The organism is Pantoea vagans, assembly GCF_004792415.1.
GTDB lineage: Bacteria > Pseudomonadota > Gammaproteobacteria > Enterobacterales > Enterobacteriaceae > Pantoea > Pantoea vagans.
The window spans coordinates 2,948,788-2,970,243 of the sequence record NZ_CP038853.1 but is presented as its reverse complement, the minus strand read 5'-3'; the positions used below and the strand labels follow the sequence as shown (position 1 = coordinate 2,970,243).

The following is a 21,456-nucleotide window of genomic DNA, read 5'->3' as shown; positions in this document are numbered from 1 at the left end:
AAGTATTACGGCTCTAGTATCAAATTCAAGCACTATTTTAAGCCCCTTACCGACGGCGAAGCGTAAACGGAGAGATCATGGCAAAGCTACTCATCAGACTGGCGGTACGCGACTGGGACTACTTCACCCCACTGGCGCTGGGCGATATCAGACCGGAAGGCTTTGATCTGCAGATCGACCGCGTCGGCACGCTGGTGAATGACCTGGCGACCAGCCCTGATTATGACGCGGGCGAAGTCTCCTTCAGCCGCTACGCCCAGAGCCGGGCCAGAGGCGACGAAACCTTACTCGGCCTGCCGCACTTTCTGATGCGCGGCTTCCGTCAGCGCTGCATCATCACCACCGCCAGCAGCGCCCTCACTACGCCTGCAGAGCTGAAAGGCAAAAGGATTGGCGTCACCGGCTGGCAGGATTCGGGCAATACCTGGACACGCACGGTGCTGCGTGAAGCAGGTGTCGAAATTGATGATGTCTTCTGGTATGCCGGTCGTCTTACGGCAGAGCATCCGATAGTCGATCGGCTGGCGGGATTTGGCCGGCCCGGCCGCATTGAGCCGGCTCCTGACGAGCGACCGCTGATTGAGATGCTGCAGGCAGGTGAGCTGGATGCCATCTTCACACCGTTTATGCCGGAGGGCTTTTTCCTGCCTGATTCGGGTCTGCGGCAGCTGCAGACCGATTTTTATCAGGCGGAACGGGACTACTTTCACCGTGTCGGCTATGTGCCGGGCATTCATATTCTGGCCCTTAAACCGGCGCTGGCGGCGGAACATCCGTGGCTGCCTGCGGCGTTAAGTGAAGTGATTGATCGCTCTTATCAGCTGTGGATGCAGAAAAGAGAGAAATATGCCGACACCACGCCGTGGCTGCTGGACGATTTGCGACGCACTGCGCAGGAATTACCGGCGGACTGGAATCAGAATGGTTTTAGCGCTAACAGGAAGATGATTGCGGACTTTAGCCGCGAGCTTTATCAGCAGGGACTGACCCACCAATTACTGACGCCGGAAGCGATGTTTCCGGCCGCTGCGGGAGAAGAGAAATGATGAAAGTGGCACTGGGACAGTTTGCGGTAAGCCGCGAATGGCAGGACAACGCTCATATCTGTCTGGATTTAATGCAGCGTGCGTCAGAAGGGGGGGCCGACCTGCTGGTCCTGCCGGAAGGTGTGCTGGCGCGTGATATTGCCGACCCTGATTTAGTACTGAAGGCAGCACAGCCGCTGGATGGCCCTTTTCTGAGCCAGTTGCTGGCCGCCAGCAAGCACACGGCGCTGACCACCATGATGAGCGTTCACGTTCCCACCGACCAGCAAAAAGCGCTCAACGTGCTGGTGGCTATCCGTAACGGTGAGATCATCGCCGCCTATGAAAAGCTGCATCTGTACGATGCCTTTGCGATGCAGGAGTCGCAGCGGGTCAATCCGGGCCATGTCATTCCGCCGCTGATTGACGTCGCGGGTATGAAAGTCGGATTAATGACCTGCTATGACGTACGTTTCCCGGAGCTGGCGCGTCGGCTGGTGCTGGATGGTGCAGACGTACTGGTGCTGCCTGCTGCCTGGGTTAAAGGTCCGCTGAAAGAGATGCACTGGGAGTTACTGACCCGCGCCCGTGCGCTGGAGAATACCTGCTATATGGTGGCGGTGGGCGAGTGTGGCCCACGCAATATCGGCAACAGTCTGGTGGTCGATCCGCTTGGCGTCGCGGTGGCGAATGCGGCGGAGTCACCCGCACTGCTGTTTGCCGATCTCGACCCTGAGCGCGTCGCCTATGCCCGCCGGGTACTGCCAGTGCTGGAGAACCGACGCTTCGCCCGTCCCGAACTCAACTGATCCGCTGAACCAGGAATTCCTTATGACGAAGAGAGCAACCGCCTTAATCGTGGCGCTGGGGCTGACTGCCTCCCTGGCGCAGGCTGCCGACGCTATTCCGGTGCAAAAAGTTGACCAGGCCCTGCATGATCGGCTGCCGGATGAAATCAAAAAAGCGGGCAAAATGATTTCAGTGAACAACGGTTCATTTCCGCCCTATGAAATCGTTAATGGCCCGCACGCGATGGAGGGCGCCTCAGCGGAGCTAACCACCGCGCTGGCGCAACTGCTGGGTGTGAAAATCGAGCATGCGACGGTGAGCGGCCTGTCAGGCGTGCTGACCGGCATCAATGCGGGTCGCTATCAGCTGGCGATTGGCCCGATTGGTGATTATCCGGACCGCCAGCAGAAAGTGGACTTCGTCGATTTTGTGCAGGAGTTTGTGGTGTTCGGCGTGCAGAAGGGGAATCCGGCAAAAATTAATCAGCTGGATGACACCTGCGGCAAGCGTATTGCGGTTATGGCCGCTGGCTCTGCGGAACAGGTTATCCGTAAACAGTCAGCGCAGTGTGTGGCCGATGGAAAGCCGGCGGTGACGGTGCAGGCCTTTACCGATCAGCCTTCGTCTATTCTGGCGGTGCGCTCTAAACGTTCCGATGCCTTCTTCTCATCACAGGCTCCACTGACTTACTTTGTTAATCAGGCGAAGGGACAACTTGAACTGGCGGGCAAAGGGCACAAAAACGGTTTTGGCGATATCTTCCAGGGTACTGTGGTGCCAAAAGGCTCACCGCTGGGCCAGGTGGTATTGGATGCCTACAAAGAGCTGTATCAGAACGGCACTTATGCAGCGATCATGAAAAAGTGGCAGCTTGAGGGCAACATGACCAAAGCGCCCGGGCTGAATCTGGCGAAAGAGGCCAGCAAATGAGCCCGTCTCGCCATTTGCACCGCGATGAGAGTGGAGAGGCACAGCTGCGCGACGTGGCGTTCGCCCGCAGCGCGCCCACTTACGGGCGCTGGATCAGCTGGATTCTGGTGCTGGTAATCGGCTCGAATCTGCTATGGCTGGTGGCGACCAATCCTAACTTTGAGTGGCAGGTGGTGCTGAAGTGGTTTACCGAAGAATCCGTGCTGAAAGGGTTGCAGGTCACTTTGGGGCTGACGGTCGTGTCGATGATACTGGGCACGCTGCTGGGTCTGCTGCTGGGCGTCTGGCGGCTCTCTGAGAACCGGCTGCTGCGCGGCGTCGCCGGGCTCTATATCTGGTTTTTCCGGGGTACGCCGCTACTGGTGCAGCTGATCTTCTGGTACAACCTTTCCACGCTGTTTCCCGCGCTGTCGCTGACGCTGCCGTGGAGCAGCATCACGCTGGCCAGCTGGAACACCAACGATCTGATTACGCCGCTGACGGCAGCCATTGCCGGGCTGGCACTGAATGAAGCGGCCTATATGGCGGAAATTATTCGCGCCGGGCTGCTGTCGGTGGATAACGGTCAGGTGGAGACCACGCAAGCCTTTGGCATGAGCCGGTCGCGTGCGCTGCGACGCATCATTATTCCGCAGGCGATGCGGTCTATCATTCCGCCCACCGGCAACCAGTTGATCAGCATGATCAAGGCGACGTCGCTGGTCAGCGTGATCGCGATGGGCGATCTGCTCTACTCGGTGCAGGCGATCTACAACCGCACCTTCGAGATCATCCCGATGCTGATGGTGGCAGTGATCTGGTATCTGCTGATCACCTCGATCCTCAATCTGGGCCAGTCCGCCATCGAGCGCTACTATGCACGTGGCACCCGCCGGGTGGCCAGCGCCCCCAGACGCGCCGCGACGGTAGCGGGCAGCGCGCAATCTCAGCGGGAGGAACAATGAGTCAGAGTGAACCCCTGGTCTGTGCCCGTAACGTGCAGAAGAATTATGGCGACAATCAGGTCCTGAAAGGAATCGATCTGGATGTCTGGCCCGGCGAAGTGGTGGTGATTCTCGGACCCTCCGGGTCCGGCAAATCCACATTTCTGCGCTGCATCAATCATCTTGAAGAGATGAACGCCGGATCGATTCGGGTCGGCGAAGAACAGATTGGCTATGTGCTGAAAGGGCATGTGCTGCATCGGCTTTCGCCACGCCAGATCGCCCGTCAGCGTCAGAAAATCGGCATGGTGTTTCAGCAGTTCAATCTCTATCCGCATATGACGGTGCTACAGAACATCATTGAAGCGCCCATCGGCGTGCATAAATTTCCGCGTCAGGAAGCGATGGCACACGCCCGAGCGCTGCTGGCGACGGTGGGATTAAGTGATAAAGCGGACGCCTGGCCGCGTCACCTGTCGGGTGGACAGCAGCAGCGTGTGGCGATTGCGCGGGCGCTGGCAATCAAGCCGCAGCTGATGCTGTTTGATGAACCAACCTCTGCACTCGATCCGGAACTGGTGGGGGAAGTACTGGCGACCATGCGTACCCTGGCCGATCAGGGTTTGACGATGATTGTGGTAACCCACGAAATAAGCTTTGCGCGGGAAGCCGCCGATCGCGTCGTCTTTATGGATGGTGGGGTGGTGGTGGAGCAGGGCACGCCAGAAGAGGTGATCGCGAATCCGCAGCATCCACGGACCCAGGCGTTTCTCAGTCGCTTCATCTGAGATCTTACTCTGTTACAGATTCCAGTTGTCGCCGCAGGCAAACTGCGCGTAAATAACAGTCACCGTGATTCGATAAAGTTGAAAGGTTAAATATGGAAGGTATCAGTATTGCCAAGCTGCTGATTATCGGTGCGCTTATCGTACTGCTTTTTGGTACCAATAAGTTGCGCTCTCTGGGCGGCGATCTGGGCTCCGCGATCAAGGGCTTCAAAAAAGCCATGAAAGACGAAGATACCAGTGCAACCCGAACAACGGCTGAAGACGTGCCGGCAGAACGCGTCGTTCATAAAGATTAATCGGTTATTTGCTGCAAATAACTGTTACTTTTTATTTCAGGCCATTTCAGGCACGTATAAAAAAACCAGGCTGTTCCCAGTCTGGTTTTTTGTTTTTTAAGCTTTCTGAAAGGCTTCGTGATTATTTCACTTCTTCGCCTTTAGCCTGCATATCCGCATGATAGGAAGAGCGGACAAACGGACCGCACGCGGCATGGGTAAAGCCCATCGCCATCGCTTCTGCTTTCATCTCATCGAACTCGGCTGGGCTGACGTAGCGCTGAACCGGCAGGTGATGGCGGCTCGGCTGCAGATACTGTCCCAGCGTCAGCATGGTGACGCCGTGGCGACGCAGATCGCGCATCACCTCAACGATTTCGGCGTTGGTTTCACCCAGGCCCACCATCAGACCCGATTTAGTCGGGATATGCGGATGCGCTTCTTTGAAACGCTCCAGCAGCTTCAGTGACCACTCGTAGTTCGCGCCTGGACGCACCTGGCGGTAAACACGCGGTACGTTTTCCAGGTTGTGGTTAAACACATCCGGTGGCGTCGCGGTAAGAATCTCCAGTGCGCGATCCATACGGCCACGGAAATCCGGCACCAGCGTTTCAATTTTAATAGTGGGATTTTTTTCGCGAATCGCGCTGATGCAGTCGGCAAAGTGCTGCGCGCCGCCATCACGTAAATCATCACGGTCAACCGAGGTGATGACCACGTAGCGCAGGCCCATATCGGCAATCGTCTGCGCCAGTTTAGTGGGTTCGTTAGCATCCGGTGCATTAGGACGGCCATGCGCCACATCGCAGAACGGACAACGACGGGTACAGATTGCACCCAGGATCATAAAGGTGGCGGTGCCGTGGTTGAAGCATTCGGCAAGGTTAGGGCAGGACGCCTCTTCACAGACCGAGTGCAGCCCGTTTTTGCGCATTGCAGCTTTAATACCCTGAATACGACTGGAGTCGGCTGGCAGCTTGATTTTCATCCATTCCGGCTTACGCAACATCTCCTGCCGTTCAACAGCCACGGTTTTCACCGGGATCAGCGCCATTTTGTCTGCGTCACGATATTTGACGCCGCGTTCCATCTGAATTGGTTTACTCATAAATCAGCAGGTTCCGGTCGGATTGCGATTTGAAAGCGTTCCCACTCAAACCGGGAAGGGGGCTTTCAACTTTATTTGAAAAAAGTGCAAAAATTATATCATCTCATCGCCTGCGAAGCAGCCACCGTCAGCGCTGAAAAGTTACATATTTGTAAATTCGCATTCTGCGTTAAGGCTTAACAGGAAGATCGCCTGCTATCCATTCAACATTTTCATAACCTGCCAGCCGCGCAAAGGCGCTGACCAGCGGAGCGCGCACCTGCTCTGTGGTCACCTCTGGCTGGAAATGTTTTAACTGAGTCATGCTCATCCCGGCGTAACCACAGGGATTGATGCGCAGGAAAGGTGATAAATCCATGGCCACATTCAGCGCCAGACCGTGAAACGAGCAGCCTTTGCGAATGCGCAATCCCAGCGAGCAGATTTTCTCTTCTCCGACATAGACGCCGGGTGCATCTGCGCGGGCGCGGGCGCTGACGCCGAACTCTGCCAGCGTAGCGATCACCGTCTCTTCAAGAAAAGTCACCAGCTGGCGCACGCCGAGCTTACGGCGTTTTACATCGATCAGGACATACATGACCTGTTGTCCCGGCCCGTGATAGGTGACCTGACCGCCACGATCGCTCTGCACCACCGGAATATCACCGGGCATCAGCAGATGTTCTGCTTTTCCCGCCTGACCCTGCGTAAAGACCGGAGGATGTTCGACCAGCCAGATTTCGTCACGACTCTGGTCATCGCGCTGGTCAGTATAGTGGTGCATAGCGTCGGAGACGGATTGCCAGTCGCACAGACCGGACTGGCGGACAAAGAGGGTTTCAACTGACAAAGCGATAGCCCGCTAAAGGAAAAAACGCTGAGGATAACGTCGGCAAACCGTCAGGTAGCGGCGCCTTGCCGACCCGTAAATTACAGTACCATCCGCACAATTTCGATCTGGCCCAGCTCTTCGTACAGGCGTTCGACCTGCTCAATGTGGGTGGCGTTGATAGTAATGTTTACGGAGTGATAGTTGCCTTTGCTGCTCGGCTTAACTTCAGGGCTGTAGTCGCCGGGCGCATGACGTTGCACCACTTCAACCACTTGATCAACCAGCTCCGGTTGCGCCAGACCCATTACTTTATAGGTAAACGGGGTAGGAAATTCGAGCAGCTCATTCAGTTTGGTTTTCATATTTACTCCGGTGCATAAAAAACAGGCTCCCGCCTGAGCGGGAGCATCATAATATCTGGTAATGGGGACGAAGGGGCGATTTTTCAATCACCCTTTACGCTTAACCGAACCAGTGATGGAACATCAGTTTGATGTAATCCACGATACGGCCAAAGAAACCACCCTCAGAGATCTCGTTCAGCACCACCAGCGGACGCTGTTCGATCGTCTTGCCATCCAGCTGGAAGTTGATGCTGCCGACAACCTGGTTTTTCTTCAGTGGGGCATGCAGTTCTGTGTTGGTCAGCACATAGCTGGCTTTCAGATCTTTCATACGGCCACGCGGAATGGTCAGGTAAGCATCTTTTTCCACGCCCAGTTGTACACGGTCATTATCACCAAACCAGACCGGCTCAGAAGCAAACTCTTTACCCGCTTTCAGTGGCGCAACGGTTTCAAAGAAACGGAAGCCCCAGGTGAGCAGTTTCTTGCTCTCAGTTTCACGACCTTTGAAGGTATGACCGCCCATGACCGCAGAGATCAGGCGCATCTGGCCCTCGGTCGCTGACGCCACCAGGTTGTAACCGGCTGAGTTAGTATGACCGGTTTTGATCCCATCCACGTTCAGGTTGGTGTCCCACAGCAGACCGTTGCGGTTCATCTGGCGGATATTGTTGAACGTGAACTCTTTCTCTTTATAAACAGCATACTCTTCCGGCACGTCGCGGATCAGCGCCTGGCCAATCAGCGCCATGTCGCGCGCGGAGCTGTACTGACCTTCAGCGTCCAGACCATGGACGGTCCCGAAGTGAGTATTCTGCAGGCCAATCGCTTTAACATAGTTGTTCATCAGATTAACGAAGGCATCCTGGCTGCCGGCGACATAGTCAGCCATCGCAACACAGGCGTCGTTACCGGACTGCAGCACAATCCCACGAGTCAGCTGAGAAACCGGTACGCGGTCGCCTGGCTTCAGGAACATCAGCGAGGAGCCTTTGAAGACCGGGTTCCCGGTGGCCCAGGCATCCGGACCGACGGTGACCATATCGTCCTGATGAATTTTGCCCGCTTTCACGGCCTGTCCAATGACATAGCTGGTCATCATCTTGGTCAGACTGGCAGGATCGCGGCGTGCATCGGCGTTTTTCTCTGCCAGCACTTTGCCCGAGTTGTAGTCGATAAGGACATACGCTTCGGCATCAATGTCCGGCACGCCCGGAATCATGGTCTTGAGATTGACGTCATCAGCAATAGCAGCATGGCTGAGAGAGAAAGCGATCAGTGATCCCACTGTCAGGCGTTTCAGCAAACGAGATGATTTCAGCGTGTTCATGTGTAGGACTACAACATCCGTGAGTTTGAGGTTAAAAATGTCACTCATCATACCCAATGCCAGTGAGTCTGGCACCGGGCGTGATGATTGGGTTGTTAGCAGACGTAACGTGTCGCTGCCTGATAAACCGATCAGCGACGCGTGTTAGTAATAAATGAGGCGGTCTGGCCTTCACTGCTCAGGCGCTGTTGCAGCGCAGCCGCTTCAGCGCGGGAGCTGTAGCCACCGAGCTGAACGCGATAAACGTTGTTGCCCGCGTCTTCGACCTTGCCGGGCACACCGTAACGCTGGCTCAGGCTTTTCATCATCTGCTGAGCACGTGCCGGGTCATTCAGTGCACCGACCTGCACAACATATCCGGCTGCGGCACCACTGCTGGCTGCCGGCGCGGCGCTGGCGGCTACAGGAGCAGCGGCCGGTGCAGTGACGGGCGCGGCGGCGGGTGGTTCACTGCCTTCCAGCACGCCGTTCGCTAATGGCTGAGGTGCGCCAAGAAAGCCGCTGCTCTGTACCGGCGCGCCCATGTTGTCACCGCCCTGCAACGTGCTGTTGCTGATGGCTTCCACGTTTTGGGCAGGCGGTTCAGCGTTTGCGGCGCTGCCGCCATTCATCACCGCACCACCACTCAGGTCCGGGCGGGCGGGCAGCGAGTAGCTCTGTTTGGCGACCACAGTACCAATGGTGCCCGGGCCTGAGAGCGTACCGTCGGGAGCCACCTTGATATAGTCGACCCGCACCCGTGAATTATTGGAGATGTTCAGACGGTCACCGGCTGCCCGCGACAGGTCGATGATGCGTCCTGGCGTGTAGGGGCCGCGATCGTTAACGCGCACCACAATCTGACGGCCATTCGCGATATTGGTCACGCGCACATAGCTCGGCAGCGGCAGAGTAGGGTGGGCGGCCGTCAGCGCATCGGGATCGTAGGCTTCGCCGGTGGCGGTGCGGTTGCCCTGTGCCTCTTCGCCGTACCATGTGGCCAGGCCGACCTCGCTGTAGTTCGACGGATCTTTGATGATGCGATAATTTTTGCCGTTAACGCTGTAATCCTGGCTGGTGCCCGGATTAACTGGCTCATAACGAGGCTCAACGCCTGGAATCTCTACGACCGGTCCATTGTAAGCCGGTTTCGGCGGCGCCGTATTTTGGGGTTCGGGCGTGGTACAGGCCGCCAGAACCAGTGATGCCAGTGCAACGCCAAGCCATTCCTTACGCATCTGCAGCCTCTTAGACACTTTTAGATAACATTTTTCGGTGAGTGTGGATCGACATCACAATGCCGAATCCCGCCATAAGCACGATAAGCGCGGAGCCGCCATAGCTGACCAGCGGCAGCGGCACGCCAACTACCGGTAAGATACCACTAACCATGCCAATGTTAACGAAAACATAAACGAATAAAATCAGCATTAAACCGCCCGCCATGACCCGGCCAAACGTGGTCTGCGCACGGGCTGCGACAACCAGTCCCCGCATAATCAGCAGCAGATAAAGGGTCAGCAGCAGCAGCACGCCGACCAGACCTAACTCTTCGGCCAGAACCGCGAAGATAAAGTCGGTATGACGCTCCGGCAAAAATTCCAGCTGAGATTGGGTGCCCTGCAGCCAGCCTTTGCCGCGCAGTCCGCCTGAACCGATGGCGATTTTCGACTGTATGATGTGATAACCGGCACCCAGCGGATCTGTTTCCGGGTCGAGCAGCATCATAACGCGGTCACGCTGATAGTCGTGCATCAGGAAGAACCACAGAATCGGGATAAAAGCCGCGACCAGCAGGACGGCGACGCCAATCAGTTTCCAGCTCATTCCCGAAAGGAACAGGACAAACAAACCGGAAGCAGCAACCAGAATCGAGGTGCCGAGATCGGGCTGTGCGGCGACCAGTAGGGTCGGCACGAAGATCAGCAACAGCGCAATGCCGGTGTTTTTCAGGGTTGGCGGACAGACATCGCGGTTAATAAAGCGCGCCACCATCAGCGGTACCGCGATTTTGGCAATCTCCGAGGGCTGAAAGCGAACAAAGCCGAGATCGAGCCAGCGCTGTGCGCCTTTACTGATCTGCCCGAAGGCATCGACCGCCACCAGCAGAATGACGCAGACAATATAGAGATAGGGTGCCCAGCCCTCATAAACGCGCGGCGGCACCTGCGCCAGCACAATCATGATCACCAGTCCCATCGCGATCTGACCGAGTTTACGCTCCATCATGCCGGGATCCTGACCACTGGCACTCCAGATCACCACGGCGCTGTAGGTCAGCAGGCCGAGAATGATCAGCATAAACAGCGGATCGATGTGGATGCGCATCCAGATCGATCGTTTCTGCGGACTATCTTGCATCGACATGTTTATTCACCTTCATAACCGGGCGGCACAGGGGCGGCGTCCGGCAGGACAGTATTGTTATCACCCAACATAATGTGATCCAGAATCTGGCGCATGACGGTGCCGACAGCCGGACCGGCGCCCCCGTTTTCCAGGATAATGGTCACTGCGACCCGAGGTTTGTCATAAGGGGCAAACGCGGTCATTAATTTATGGTCGCGTAATCGTTCAGCAATTCTGTGGGCGTTATAGGTTTCGTTCTCTTTCAGGCCAAAGACCTGCGCCGTACCGGATTTGGCGGCGATTTTATACGGCGCATCAGCAAAGCTCTTATGTGCGGTGCCATTGGGGCGATTCGCCACGCCGTACATGCCATCTTTAGCGATTTCCCAGTAGCCGGAATGGATATCACCGATCGGGGCTTCTGGCGGCTGGCGATAGGGCACAAGGGTCCGGCCTTCGCGGGTGGCGCGCAGCATATGCGGCACCTTGACGACGCCGTCGTTGATCAGAATCATCATCGCTTTGTTCATCTGCAGCGGGGTAGCCGTCCAGTAACCCTGGCCGATCCCCACCGGAATGGTGTCACCCTGATACCACGGCTTTTTAAAGCGTTTCATTTTCCAGTCGCGGGTCGGCATGTTACCGGCGCTCTCCTGCGGTAAGTCGATACCGGTCCGGCTGCCGTAACCGAATTTATTCATCCACTCTGACAGTCGGTCGATACCCATGTCATAGGCGACCTGATAGAAGAAGGTATCGGCAGACTCCTCCAGCGCTTTGGTAACGTTAAGACGACCGTGCCCCCACTTTTTCCAGTCGCGGAAACGCTTTTCTGAACCAGGAAGCTGCCACCAGCCCGGATCAAACAGGCTGGTGTTGCGGTTAATCACGCCTGCACTCATGGCAGAGACCGCCACATAAGGTTTCACTGTTGAAGCCGGTGGGTAAGCCGCCTGAATCGCACGGTTATAGAGTGGGCGATTTTCATCTTCCAGCAGGCCGCGATAATCCTTACTGGAAATACCGTCGACAAACAGGTTGGCATCGTAACTGGGTGTGGAGACCATGGCGAGAATTTCGCCGGTGCGCGGATCGCTGACGACAACAGCAGCGCGACTGCCCGCCAGCAGGGTCTCGACATACTGCTGCAGTTTGAGATCGATAGTCAGATAGATATCACGGCCAGCCTGAGGTGACTCCTCATGCAGCTGGCGAATTACCCGGCCCCGGTTGTTAACCTCAACCTCTTCAAAGCCGGTTTTGCCGTGCAGCAGACTCTCGTAATACGCTTCAATGCCCAGCTTGCCGATGTCGTGCGTGGCGGCGTAGTTCGGCCATATGCCTTCTTTATCGAGGCGTGCAACGTCACGATCGTTGATTTTTGAGACGTAGCCGACCACATGCGTCAGCGTGGCGCCGTAGGGGTAGTAGCGGCGCTGATAACCTTTAACTTCCACGCCGGGAAAGCGGTACTGATTGACCGCAAAGCGTGCCACCTGAACTTCATTCAGACCGGTTTTAACCGGAATGGAGGTAAAGCGACGCGAGCGTTTGCGCTCTTTCTGAAAGTTTTCGAGGTCTTCGTCCGTCAGCTCAAGAACAGGGCGTAAGTTTTCCAGCGTCTGCTGCAGGTTATCAACTTTCTCCGGCACCAGTTCTGCCTGATAGATGGTGCGGTTCAGTGCCAGCGGCGTGCCAGTGCGATCGTAGATAATGCCGCGGCTGGGCGCGACGGGCACCAGTTTAATGCGGTTCTGGTTGGAGCGGGTGCTGTAATCATCAAAGCGAAGAATCTGCAGATGGTAAAGGTTAACTACCAGTACTGAAGAGAGCAGTAAGATACCGACGAAGGCGATGAACGCCCGACGGACAAAGAGTTTCTGTTCGGCGCTGTAATCGCGAAAGGCGTTGCTTTGTAATTTCATCCGCTACTTGTCATGTCTGATGTGGGCTGATCGGTCATTCACGATGATAAGGATGATTAGTCGTTATACTCCAGGCCCGGTACAGACTTTCGGCCACCAGCACGCGCACCAGCGGATGAGGCAACGTCAATGCTGACAGTGACCAGCTCTGTTCTGCCGCCGCTTTACAGGCGGGAGCCAGGCCTTCAGGCCCGCCAATCAGCAGGCTGACATCGCGACCATCCAGCTTCCAGCGTTCAAGCTGCTGCGCCAGCTGCGGGGTTTCCCACGGTTGGCCAGGAATATCCAGCGTGACGATGCGATTGCCTTTGCCGACCGCCGCCAACATCGCTTCACCCTCTTTTTCAAGGATGCGTTTGATATCAGCATTTTTGCCGCGTTTACCTGCGGTGACTTCGGTCAGCTCAAACGGCATATCTTTCGGGAAGCGGCGCAGATATTCCATGAAACCGGTCTGCACCCAGTCGGGCATTTTTGTGCCGACGGCAACAAGTTGCAGTTTCACCGATTAGCCCCAGAGTTTTTCCAGCTCATACAGCTGGCGACTCTCTTCCTGCATCACATGTACGATGACATCACCCAGATCAACCACGACCCAGTCTGCCGCGCCTTTGCCTTCAATGCCTAATGGCATCAGGCCCGCTAAACGGGATTCCTGCTCAACGTGTTCTGCGATCGAAGTCACATGACGCGTGGAGGTGCCGGTGCAAATGATCATGAAATCGGTGATGCTGGATTTGCCCTGAACGTCAATGGTGACAATGTCCTGGCCTTTGAGATCATCAATCTTATCAATAACGAACTCTTGGAGTGCTTTACCTTGCAAAAGGTTCCCCTTGGAATCTGGTGGTATCGGGCTGGCTGTAAGCCCGGAGAGTGCAGCCAAAATTTAAGCGGCGCAGTATAGCATGCCCGGATCAGTCGCGATATAAGCCTTCGCGGTCGATATAGTCGATAACTGCCGCGGGCAACAGGTCGTCGCAGGGCTGGTTCTGATGGCGACGGCGACGGATTTCAGTCGCCGAAATGTCATAGAGTGGGGTTTCCGCCAGCCAGATATGGCCTGCGGGCTGCTGATGCAACTGCCGGATATCCTGAGCAAGGTGTTGTTCGAGCCAGTCCTGCATCTCCGGCGCGTCAAACCGGGTCGGATAGCCGGGGCGCTGGCACACCAGCAGATGACAAAGCGACAGCAGATCCTGCCAGCGATGCCATTTTGCTAAGCTCAGCAGGGAATCCTGACCAATAATAAAGCCCAGCGGCTGCGCGGCACCGCGTTCGGCGCGCCAGGCTTCCAGAGTGGTTACGGTCCAGGAGGGGGTGTCGCGCTCCAGCTCACGGGTATCGATCTCAAACAGCGGTAAGCCGCGGATCGCACATCGCAGCATCGCGACCCGCTGAACGGCGCTGGCTTCCGGTTGCGGACGATGCGGTGGCACATTATTGGGCAGCAGCGTGACACGCTGTAAGCCAGTCTGCTGAGCCAGCGCTTCGACCGGACGCAGATGACCAAAATGAATCGGGTCGAAGGTGCCACCGAACAGTGCGTGTAACTCAGACATGGGCAAAACTCGTCGGAAAAGCACGACTGCTGAGCAGCAGCGTCAGGGTCTGTAACTGCGGCCACACCGGCTGCCCATAGTCCTGCTTCAGGGTGATCTCAATCTGACTGAGCAGATGAATCGCGCGTTGCAGACGCGTGGCGTCCAGGCGTTGCAGTGCGTCGGTGAACAGCGCGCGACGGTTCTGCCAGATACGCTGCTGATCCATCAGGGTACGCAGCGGCTGCTGTGCCTGGTGGCGCTGCAGATGCAGCAGTGTCAGCAAATCGCGCTGCAGCGTACGCAGCAGAATCACGACCTCGCTCTCTTCTTTCTCCAGCTGATGCAGGATATGCAGCGCGCGACGGCTCTTACCCGCCAGCAGAGCATCCACCCAGTGGAAGGGGGTAAAGTGTGCGGCATCGCTGACTGCCTCTTCAACACGGGGCAGGGTCAGCTTGCCGTCAGGCCACTGCAGCGAGAGACGCTCCAGCGCCTGGGCCAGCGCCAGCAGATTACCTTCATAGCAGTAACACAACAGCTGCACAGCCGCGTCATCGACCGAGAGTTTCAGCGCCTTAGCGCGATTCACGACCCAGCGCGGCAGTTGCGCCTGTTCGGGCGTCTGGCAGGGCACTAAAACTGCAGAGGCGGACAACGCTTTAAACCAGGCGCTGTTTTCCTGCGCTTTGGTCAGCTTTGGCATCCGGCAGATCAGCAGAATATCGGCGTGCAGCAGATTAGAGAGCTTAACCAGCTGCTCGGCCATTGCGGCGTTGGGGCCATTCTCGGGGAATTGCAGCGTCATGGTCTGACGCTGCGCAAACAGACTCAGTGACTGACAGCTGACAAACAGGCTCTCCCAGTCAGTCTGGGCATCCAGCGTAAAACTAAAATGCTCTTCAAATCCCTGCGCGGTTGCGGCGGCACGGATGGCATCCGCACTCTCCTGCAACAGCAGCGGTTCGTTTCCGGCTAACAAATAACAGGCGCGCAGCCCCTCACGGAGCTGCGCGCTGAGTTGCTCAGGGTAAATCCTGATCATTGCAGGCTGGTAGCAGAGGAAGACGGTGCTTCCTGTGAACCCTGACCCGGAACCGGAATCACTGACGCCGGTAAGGTCTCTTTGTTGTTGATCTGTGCAGCATGCACGGTCAGCAGTTTACGTACCAGCTGTTCGGCAGCACGCTGACGCATCTCCTGCGTAATCAGCTCCTGCTCAGCATCTTTCGCCAGCGCAGCATTCGGGTTATCGAAGAATGAACGATAAACCGTGGTGCTGATTGGGTAGATTCCTTTGCCCGGCAACAGGACCTGCGCCGTAAGGGTCATGACCAGCTGATACTCAGCAGAGGTGCCGCTGATAAAGACCGATGCGGTGTTACGTCCCGACGCCTCAGGACCCAGACGCAGCGTCGGAATATCGGTGCGGTTCTGTTTAGTGTCTTCAACGATGGTGACATCGTTGATACGCAGTTGCTGACGCACGGTACGCGCCAGCGGTCCATACGGATCGCCGGTTGAAACAATCAGGGTTTTCAGTTCGCTGGGCACCTGCGTGGTGCCGCGCGGATGAAAACCACAGCCAGCGGTGATCACCACCGCCAGCATGACAAACAGCCTGATAATCGGATGTCGCACAGTTCCTCCTGAACTTAACCTACGACCAGGTTAAGCAGTTTGCCCGGTACATAAATGACTTTACGGATAGTCACGCCGTCCAGATACTTCGCCACCAGATGCTCCTGCGCAGCGCGTGCCTGAACCTGTTCCTGTGTTGCATCGGCAGGTACGGTAATTTTGCCACGCACTTTACCGTTCACCTGCACCACGACCAGCAGTGAATCTTCAACCATAGCGGCTTCATCAGCCACCGGCCAGCTCGCTTCGTCGATGGTGCCTTCGCCACCCAGCGTCTGCCACAGAACATAGCAGGCGTGCGGGGTAAACGGATAGAGCAGCCGGACGATAGCCAGCAGCGCTTCCTGCATCAGAGCGCGATCCTGCTCGCTTTCCTGCGGGGCACGCGCCAGTTTGTTCATCAGCTCCATAATCGCTGCAATGGCGGTGTTGAAGGTCTGACGACGACCAATATCATCCGCCACTTTGGCGATGGTTTTGTGCAGGTCACGACGCAGCGATTTCTGCTCGTCATTCAGGCTCTTCACATCCAGCGCCACGGTCGCACCCTGTGAGGTGTGCTCGTAGACCAGCTTCCAGACACGCTTCAGGAAGCGGTTAGCCCCTTCAACGCCCGACTCCTGCCACTCCAGCGTCATATCTGCCGGTGAAGCAAACATCATGAACAGACGCACGGTATCCGCGCCGTAACGCTCAACCATCAGCTGTGGGTCGATGCCGTTGTTTTTCGACTTCGACATTTTACTCATGCCCGCGTAGATCACTTCGCGGCCCTGCGTATCCACCGCTTTAACAATGCGGCCTTTCTCGTCACGCTCAACCTCAACGTCAACCGGTGAAACCCAGTTACGCTCGCCGTTGTTACCGAGGTAGTAGAAGGCGTCAGCCAGCACCATGCCCTGGCAAAGCAGACGTTTGGCTGGCTCATTGGAATTCACCAGGCCCGCGTCACGCAGCAGCTTGTGGAAGAAGCGGAAATACATCAGGTGCATGATGGCGTGTTCAATACCACCCACATACTGATCGACCGGCAGCCAGTAGTTTGCCGCAGCCGGATCCAGCATGCCTTCCTTGTAGCTGGCGCAGGTATAGCGCGCGTAGTACCAGGAGGACTCCATGAAGGTGTCGAAGGTGTCGGTTTCACGCAGAGCAGGCTGGCCATTTACGGTGGTTTTCGCCCACTCCGGATCCGCTTTGATCGGGCTGGTAATGCCATCCATCACCACATCTTCCGGCAGGATCACCGGCAGCTGGTCTTCAGGTGTCGGCATTACGGTGCCATCTTCCAGCGTGACCATTGGGATTGGTGCGCCCCAGTAGCGCTGACGGGAAACACCCCAGTCGCGCAGACGGTAGTTCACTTTACGCACGCCCACGCCTTTTGCCGCCAGAGAATCTGCAATGGCGGTAAACCCTGCGGCGTGATCCAGACCGTTGAACTCACCTGAGTTAAACAGCGCGCCTTTGTCGGTCATTGCTGCGGCGCTGACGTCAGGAATAGAGCCATCCAGGTTGAGTACCACTGGCTTGATCGCCAGATCGTATTTAGTGGCAAATTCCCAGTCGCGCTGGTCGTGCGCCGGGACCGCCATGACTGCGCCGGTACCATATTCCATCAGCACGAAGTTAGCGACCCATACAGGGAGAAGCTCGCCGGTCAGCGGATGAATAACAGACAGGCCGGTCGCCATGCCTTTCTTCTCCATGGTCGCCATATCGGCTTCGGCCACTTTGGTATTGCGGCATTCAGCGATAAAGTCAGCCAGTGCCGGGTTGTTCACCGACGCCTGGGTTGCCAGCGGATGACCTGCCGCAACGGCAACATAGGTTGCGCCGATAAAGGTATCCGGGCGGGTAGTGTAGACGGTGACTTTCTCTTCGCTGTCAGCCACGTCGAACGTGATTTCGACGCCTTCAGAACGGCCAATCCAGTTACGCTGCATGGTTTTGACCTGCTCAGGCCACTCTTCCAGCGTATCCAGATCGTTCAGCAGCTCTTCCGCATAATCAGTGATTTTGATAAACCACTGCGGGATCTCTTTGCGCTCAACTTTAGTGTCGCAGCGCCAGCAGCAGCCATCGATCACCTGCTCGTTCGCCAGCACCGTCTGATCGTTCGGGCACCAGTTCACGGCGGAAGTTTTTTTATAGACCAGGCCTTTCTCATACAGTTTAGTGAAGAACCACTGTTCCCAGCGATAGTACTCTGGCTGGCAGGTCGCCAATTCACGACTCCAGTCATAGCCAAAGCCCAGCAGTTTAAGCTGGTTTTTCATGTAGGCGATGTTGTCGTATGTCCAGGGGGCCGGTGCGGTGTTGTTTTTAACCGCAGCGCCTTCCGCAGGCAGGCCGAAAGCATCCCAGCCAATCGGCTGTAGTACGTTTTTGCCGAGCATACGCTGATAACGCGCGATTACGTCGCCGATGGTGTAGTTACGAACGTGGCCCATATGCAGGCGGCCAGAAGGATAGGGCAACATGGAGAGGCAATAGTATTTCTCTTTACCTTCCTGCTCAGTCACTTTAAACGTTTCGTTTTCATCCCAGTGTTGCTGCACACGGGATTCAATCTCTTCCGGGCGGTATTGCTCTTGCATGGCTGCCTGTGGTCCTTTATGAATAACATTTTTCGGGCTCTACGATCCGCATAGCATACCCATAAGGCCGCGTATCAACAACACTTCCCACTTTTGCTGGCACGATTTCTGCTGAAAGCGTCAGCCTCTTCACCCTTTTGTAATTCACTGTACAGACGACACGGCAAAAGCCGCATTGCGACTAAACTTAATTCAGCGAGGGTCTGCATAAAGGAGAATAAAATGAATAAAGTAGCTCAGGAATATCGCGAGTCGTTAGCCGTACTGACCGAACGTCTCCGTCAGGGCGATCGTAACCTTGATGAGCTGATTGCCGGGCGACGCAGCCAGTTACGGGTGCGCGATGACATGACGGAAGAAGAGATTGATCAGGCGCTGAGCTCGGTGCGCCGTGATTTGGGCGAGTTTGCACGCAGTTATACCGATGTGGAAGAGCCGCTGGCGGATTCACTGTTTATGCGCATTATTCGTGAGAGCGTCTGGAAAGAGCTGGCGGATATCACCGATAAAAGTCAGCTGGAGTGGCGCGAAGTCTTCCAGGATCTGCATCATCACGGTGTGTATCAGAGCGGAGAAGTGGTGGGGCTGGGCAATCTGGTGTGTGAGAAGTGTCAGTTTACCCGGGCGATCTATACGCCGGAAACCCTGTCGCGCTGTCCGGAATGCGGCAACGACCAGTTTCAGCGTCAGCCTTTTGAACCCTGATAACAACAACGATGCGGGCCACTCAGGTGACCCGCATAGGTTATTTAGTGCAGAATTTTAGCGAGGAAATCTTTCGCGCGGTCAGACTGTGGGTTATTAAAGAAGTCATCTTTATTGGTGTCTTCAATAATTTTCCCTTCGTCCATGAAGATCACGCGATTGGCCACTTTACGGGCAAAGCCCATCTCGTGTGTTACCACCATCATCGTCATTCCCTCCTGCGCCAGCTCAACCATCACATCCAGCACTTCGTTGATCATTTCCGGATCCAGCGCGGAGGTCGGTTCATCAAACAGCATCGCGATAGGATCCATGCAGAGCGCACGTGCAATCGCCACGCGCTGCTGCTGACCGCCGGAGAGCTGGCCAGGAAACTTCTCGGCATGCGCTGACAGTCCCACACGCTTCAGCAGTTTCAGCCCTTTATCGCGAGCCGCCGCTTTGTCACGCTTCAGCACTTTTACCTGCGCCAGCACCAGGTTGTTGATAATGCTCAGATGGGGGAACAGCTCGAAGTGCTGGAACACCATCCCGACCTGACTGCGAAGCTGCGCAAGGTTGGTTTTTTTGTTATTCACCTCGGTGCTGTTGACCGCAATCACGCCCTGCTGAACCGGCTCAAGTCCGTTCACCGTTTTGATCAGCGTCGATTTACCGGAGCCGGACGGCCCGCAGACCACCACTACCTCACCGGTTTTGACCTCGGTTGAGCAGTCGGTCAGCACCTGAAAGTGACCATACCACTTAGAAACATTTTTCAGGCTAATCATTTAAACCGTCCTTTTTCTTTTCAGATAGCTGACCAACAGCGATGCGCTCAGGCTGATAACGAAGTAGACCAGACCTGCAAACAGAACCATTTCAACCTGGGTGCCGTCGCGCTCACCAATGGTGGACGCGGTACGGAAGAAGTCCGCCAGGCTTAAGACATAGACCAGCGAGGTATCCTGGAACAGCACGATACCCTGCGTCAGTAACAGCGGAACCATGGCGCGGAACGCCTGCGGCAGGATGATCAGGCGCATTGCCTGCCACTGTGTCATACCCAGCGCCAGCGCGGCGTTGCCCTGTCCACGCGAAATACTGATGATGCCGGCACGAATGATTTCGGAGTAGTAGGCCGCTTCAAACAGCGAAAAGGCGACCATGGCGGAAATCAGCCGGATATCGGTTTTCGGCGACAGGCCCAGCACCTGCTGCAGGAAACTCGGCACCACCAGATAGAACCACAGCAGCACCATCACCAGCGGCACCGAGCGGAACAGGTTGACGTAGATTTTGGCGAACCAGCTAACGGGCTTAAAGCTCGACAGACGCATCACCGCCAGCAGGGTGCCCCACAGAATGCCGAAGACCACGGCGGTAATGGTGATCTTGAAGGTAATCACTAAGCCGTTAAGCAGATAGGGCAGGCTGGGGGTAATCGAACTCCAGTCAAAGTCGTACATTACTTGCCTCCCGCATTGCCTGGCAGCCGGACTTTGCGCTCGACCAGACTCATCAACAACATAATTACCAGGTTAATCGCGACATAGGCCAGCGTAATGGCGGTAAAGGATTCATAGGCGTGAGCAGAATAGTCGAGCAGTTTGCCCGCCTGCGCCGCCATATCGACCAGACCAATGGTGGAGGCGATAGCGGAGTTCTTCACCAGGTTCAGCATTTCCGAGGTCATCGGCGGCACAATCACGCGATACGCATTCGGCAGCAGGACATAGCGATAGGTCTGCGGCAGCGTTAGTCCCATCGCCAGACCGGCATTTTTCTGTCCTGCCGGCAGTGACTGAATGGCTGCGCGCACCTGCTCGCAGACGCGGGCGGCGGTAAACAGGCCAAGACAGATCATTGAAGAGAGGAAGAACTGAATGTTGGGGTCCAGCTCCGACTTAAACCACATGCCAAGCTTTTCGCCCACCAGTTCGGGCGCGACCAGATACCAGAAGAAGAACTGGACGATCAGCGGGATATTACGAAATAGTTCAACATAGCAGGTGCCAATGGTCGACAGCAGGCGATTCGGCACGGTGCGCAGAATGCCGAAAAATGAACCCACGCAGAAGGCGATAATCCAGGCACAGCAGGAGACGGCGATCGTCACCTGAAAACCGGACCACAGCCAGCCGAGGTAGGTCGTGTTACCGAACGGGGCCTGTTCGAGGAATATGCCCCAGTTCCAATCGATACCCATAACGAGCTCCGGAAAAAAAGGGTAGCTAAGCTACCCTGAAGATTGATGAACGGCGTTTTATTTCCTGACTCAGGGGAACGACCCGTGTCAGTCTGTCTGTCCATGCCGCGGTTTCAGCAATCGAGAGGGCAGCCAGGCCGCCCTTGTTATACCCGCCGTCTTTCAGGCATTTTTGTTGGCTATGTTCACTCATCCAAATGCCTTACCT

General features: G+C 56.1%; 23 protein-coding genes. 7 read left to right on the top strand and 16 right to left on the bottom strand.

Going from position 1 to position 21,456, the window contains the following annotated elements; all coding sequences use genetic code 11:
* Positions 1–77 precede the first annotated feature (77 nt).
* From EGO56_RS14045 to tatE, 6 genes are all read left to right on the top strand, one after another.
* Entirely contained in the window at positions 78–1,046 is a 969-nt protein-coding gene (locus EGO56_RS14045) for an ABC transporter substrate-binding protein (RefSeq protein WP_135909776.1), read from the top strand.
* A complete protein-coding gene (locus tag EGO56_RS14040; RefSeq protein ID WP_135910584.1) occupies positions 1,046–1,834 on the top strand; it encodes a deaminated glutathione amidase in 789 nt (262 codons plus the stop codon). Before EGO56_RS14045 ends, EGO56_RS14040 begins: the two co-directional genes overlap by 1 nt.
* A 22-nt stretch (positions 1,835–1,856) precedes the next feature.
* On the top strand, positions 1,857–2,744 hold the full coding sequence (locus EGO56_RS14035; protein ID WP_135909774.1) for an ABC transporter substrate-binding protein: 888 nt from the start codon (positions 1,857–1,859) through the stop codon (positions 2,742–2,744).
* Positions 2,741–3,688 carry an amino acid ABC transporter permease gene (locus tag EGO56_RS14030; RefSeq protein ID WP_135909772.1) on the top strand — a complete coding sequence of 316 codons (948 nt, stop codon included), beginning with the start codon at positions 2,741–2,743 and terminating at the stop codon, positions 3,686–3,688. Before EGO56_RS14035 ends, EGO56_RS14030 begins: the two co-directional genes overlap by 4 nt.
* Positions 3,685–4,455: an amino acid ABC transporter ATP-binding protein gene (locus EGO56_RS14025; RefSeq protein ID WP_061061894.1), complete on the top strand. Its 771-nt coding sequence runs from the start codon at positions 3,685–3,687 to the stop codon at positions 4,453–4,455. The genes EGO56_RS14030 and EGO56_RS14025 overlap by 4 nt, the downstream gene beginning before the upstream one ends.
* A 92-nt stretch (positions 4,456–4,547) precedes the next feature.
* Positions 4,548–4,751, top strand: a complete 204-nt coding sequence (gene tatE / locus EGO56_RS14020; protein ID WP_003854033.1) for a twin-arginine translocase subunit TatE — start codon at positions 4,548–4,550, stop codon at positions 4,749–4,751.
* A 121-nt stretch (positions 4,752–4,872) separates the two neighbouring features.
* Here the strand turns inward: tatE and lipA are convergent, their stop codons facing one another.
* The 13 genes from lipA to leuS all read right to left on the bottom strand — a co-directional run bounded on the left by lipA (position 4,873) and on the right by leuS (position 18,355).
* Positions 4,873–5,838 (bottom strand): lipoyl synthase, encoded by a 966-nt coding sequence (lipA, locus tag EGO56_RS14015; protein ID WP_135909770.1) that lies wholly within the window; start codon positions 5,836–5,838, stop codon positions 4,873–4,875.
* A 169-nt stretch (positions 5,839–6,007) separates the two neighbouring features.
* Entirely contained in the window at positions 6,008–6,667 is a 660-nt protein-coding gene (gene lipB / locus EGO56_RS14010; protein ID WP_135909768.1) for a lipoyl(octanoyl) transferase LipB, read from the bottom strand.
* Between the two features lie 80 nt (positions 6,668–6,747).
* Positions 6,748–7,011, bottom strand: coding sequence for a DUF493 family protein YbeD (gene ybeD / locus EGO56_RS14005; RefSeq protein WP_013357093.1), 264 nt, complete (start codon positions 7,009–7,011; stop codon positions 6,748–6,750).
* Positions 7,012–7,111: 100 nt separating this feature from the next.
* On the bottom strand, positions 7,112–8,323 hold the full coding sequence (gene dacA, locus EGO56_RS14000) for a D-alanyl-D-alanine carboxypeptidase DacA (protein ID WP_033732040.1): 1,212 nt from the start codon (positions 8,321–8,323) through the stop codon (positions 7,112–7,114).
* Positions 8,324–8,454: 131 nt separating this feature from the next.
* Entirely contained in the window at positions 8,455–9,540 is a 1,086-nt protein-coding gene (rlpA, locus tag EGO56_RS13995) for an endolytic peptidoglycan transglycosylase RlpA (RefSeq protein WP_135909766.1), read from the bottom strand.
* Positions 9,541–9,550: 10 nt separating this feature from the next.
* Entirely contained in the window at positions 9,551–10,663 is a 1,113-nt protein-coding gene (mrdB, locus tag EGO56_RS13990; protein WP_033784531.1) for a peptidoglycan glycosyltransferase MrdB, read from the bottom strand.
* Positions 10,664–10,671: 8 nt separating this feature from the next.
* Positions 10,672–12,576 carry a peptidoglycan DD-transpeptidase MrdA gene (gene mrdA / locus EGO56_RS13985; protein WP_013357097.1) on the bottom strand — a complete coding sequence of 635 codons (1,905 nt, stop codon included), beginning with the start codon at positions 12,574–12,576 and terminating at the stop codon, positions 10,672–10,674.
* 34 nt (positions 12,577–12,610) lie between these two features.
* Positions 12,611–13,081, bottom strand: coding sequence for a 23S rRNA (pseudouridine(1915)-N(3))-methyltransferase RlmH (gene rlmH / locus EGO56_RS13980; protein ID WP_013357098.1), 471 nt, complete (start codon positions 13,079–13,081; stop codon positions 12,611–12,613).
* Between the two features lie 3 nt (positions 13,082–13,084).
* The gene (gene rsfS / locus EGO56_RS13975) at positions 13,085–13,402 is read right to left on the bottom strand and encodes a ribosome silencing factor (RefSeq protein WP_013357099.1); all 318 of its coding nucleotides are present in this window, start codon (positions 13,400–13,402) and stop codon (positions 13,085–13,087) included.
* A 91-nt stretch (positions 13,403–13,493) separates the two neighbouring features.
* Complete coding sequence (nadD, locus tag EGO56_RS13970; RefSeq protein ID WP_135909764.1) at positions 13,494–14,138, bottom strand: nicotinate-nucleotide adenylyltransferase; 645 nt, start codon at positions 14,136–14,138, stop codon at positions 13,494–13,496.
* Positions 14,131–15,162 (bottom strand): DNA polymerase III subunit delta, encoded by a 1,032-nt coding sequence (holA, locus tag EGO56_RS13965; protein ID WP_135909762.1) that lies wholly within the window; start codon positions 15,160–15,162, stop codon positions 14,131–14,133. The genes nadD and holA overlap by 8 nt, the downstream gene beginning before the upstream one ends.
* On the bottom strand, positions 15,159–15,758 hold the full coding sequence (lptE, locus tag EGO56_RS13960; RefSeq protein ID WP_135909760.1) for an LPS assembly lipoprotein LptE: 600 nt from the start codon (positions 15,756–15,758) through the stop codon (positions 15,159–15,161). Before lptE ends, holA begins: the two co-directional genes overlap by 4 nt.
* A 14-nt stretch (positions 15,759–15,772) precedes the next feature.
* Entirely contained in the window at positions 15,773–18,355 is a 2,583-nt protein-coding gene (gene leuS / locus EGO56_RS13955; RefSeq protein ID WP_135909758.1) for a leucine--tRNA ligase, read from the bottom strand.
* A 222-nt stretch (positions 18,356–18,577) separates the two neighbouring features.
* Here leuS and EGO56_RS13950 point away from each other — a divergent pair, with 222 nt between their 5' ends.
* The gene (locus tag EGO56_RS13950) at positions 18,578–19,060 is read left to right on the top strand and encodes a zinc ribbon-containing protein (RefSeq protein WP_033731844.1); all 483 of its coding nucleotides are present in this window, start codon (positions 18,578–18,580) and stop codon (positions 19,058–19,060) included.
* A gap of 44 nt (positions 19,061–19,104) precedes the next feature.
* On the opposite strand, the gene EGO56_RS13945 is transcribed toward EGO56_RS13950, so the two are convergent.
* The 3 genes from EGO56_RS13945 to EGO56_RS13935 are packed head-to-tail and all read right to left on the bottom strand — an operon-like array spanning position 19,105 to position 21,248.
* Positions 19,105–19,830, bottom strand: a complete 726-nt coding sequence (locus tag EGO56_RS13945) for an amino acid ABC transporter ATP-binding protein (protein WP_135909756.1) — start codon at positions 19,828–19,830, stop codon at positions 19,105–19,107.
* Positions 19,831–20,508 (bottom strand): glutamate/aspartate ABC transporter permease GltK, encoded by a 678-nt coding sequence (gene gltK, locus EGO56_RS13940; RefSeq protein ID WP_013357106.1) that lies wholly within the window; start codon positions 20,506–20,508, stop codon positions 19,831–19,833.
* A complete protein-coding gene (locus EGO56_RS13935; protein ID WP_013357107.1) occupies positions 20,508–21,248 on the bottom strand; it encodes an amino acid ABC transporter permease in 741 nt (246 codons plus the stop codon). The genes gltK and EGO56_RS13935 overlap by 1 nt, the downstream gene beginning before the upstream one ends.
* Positions 21,249–21,456: the final 208 nt, after the last annotated feature.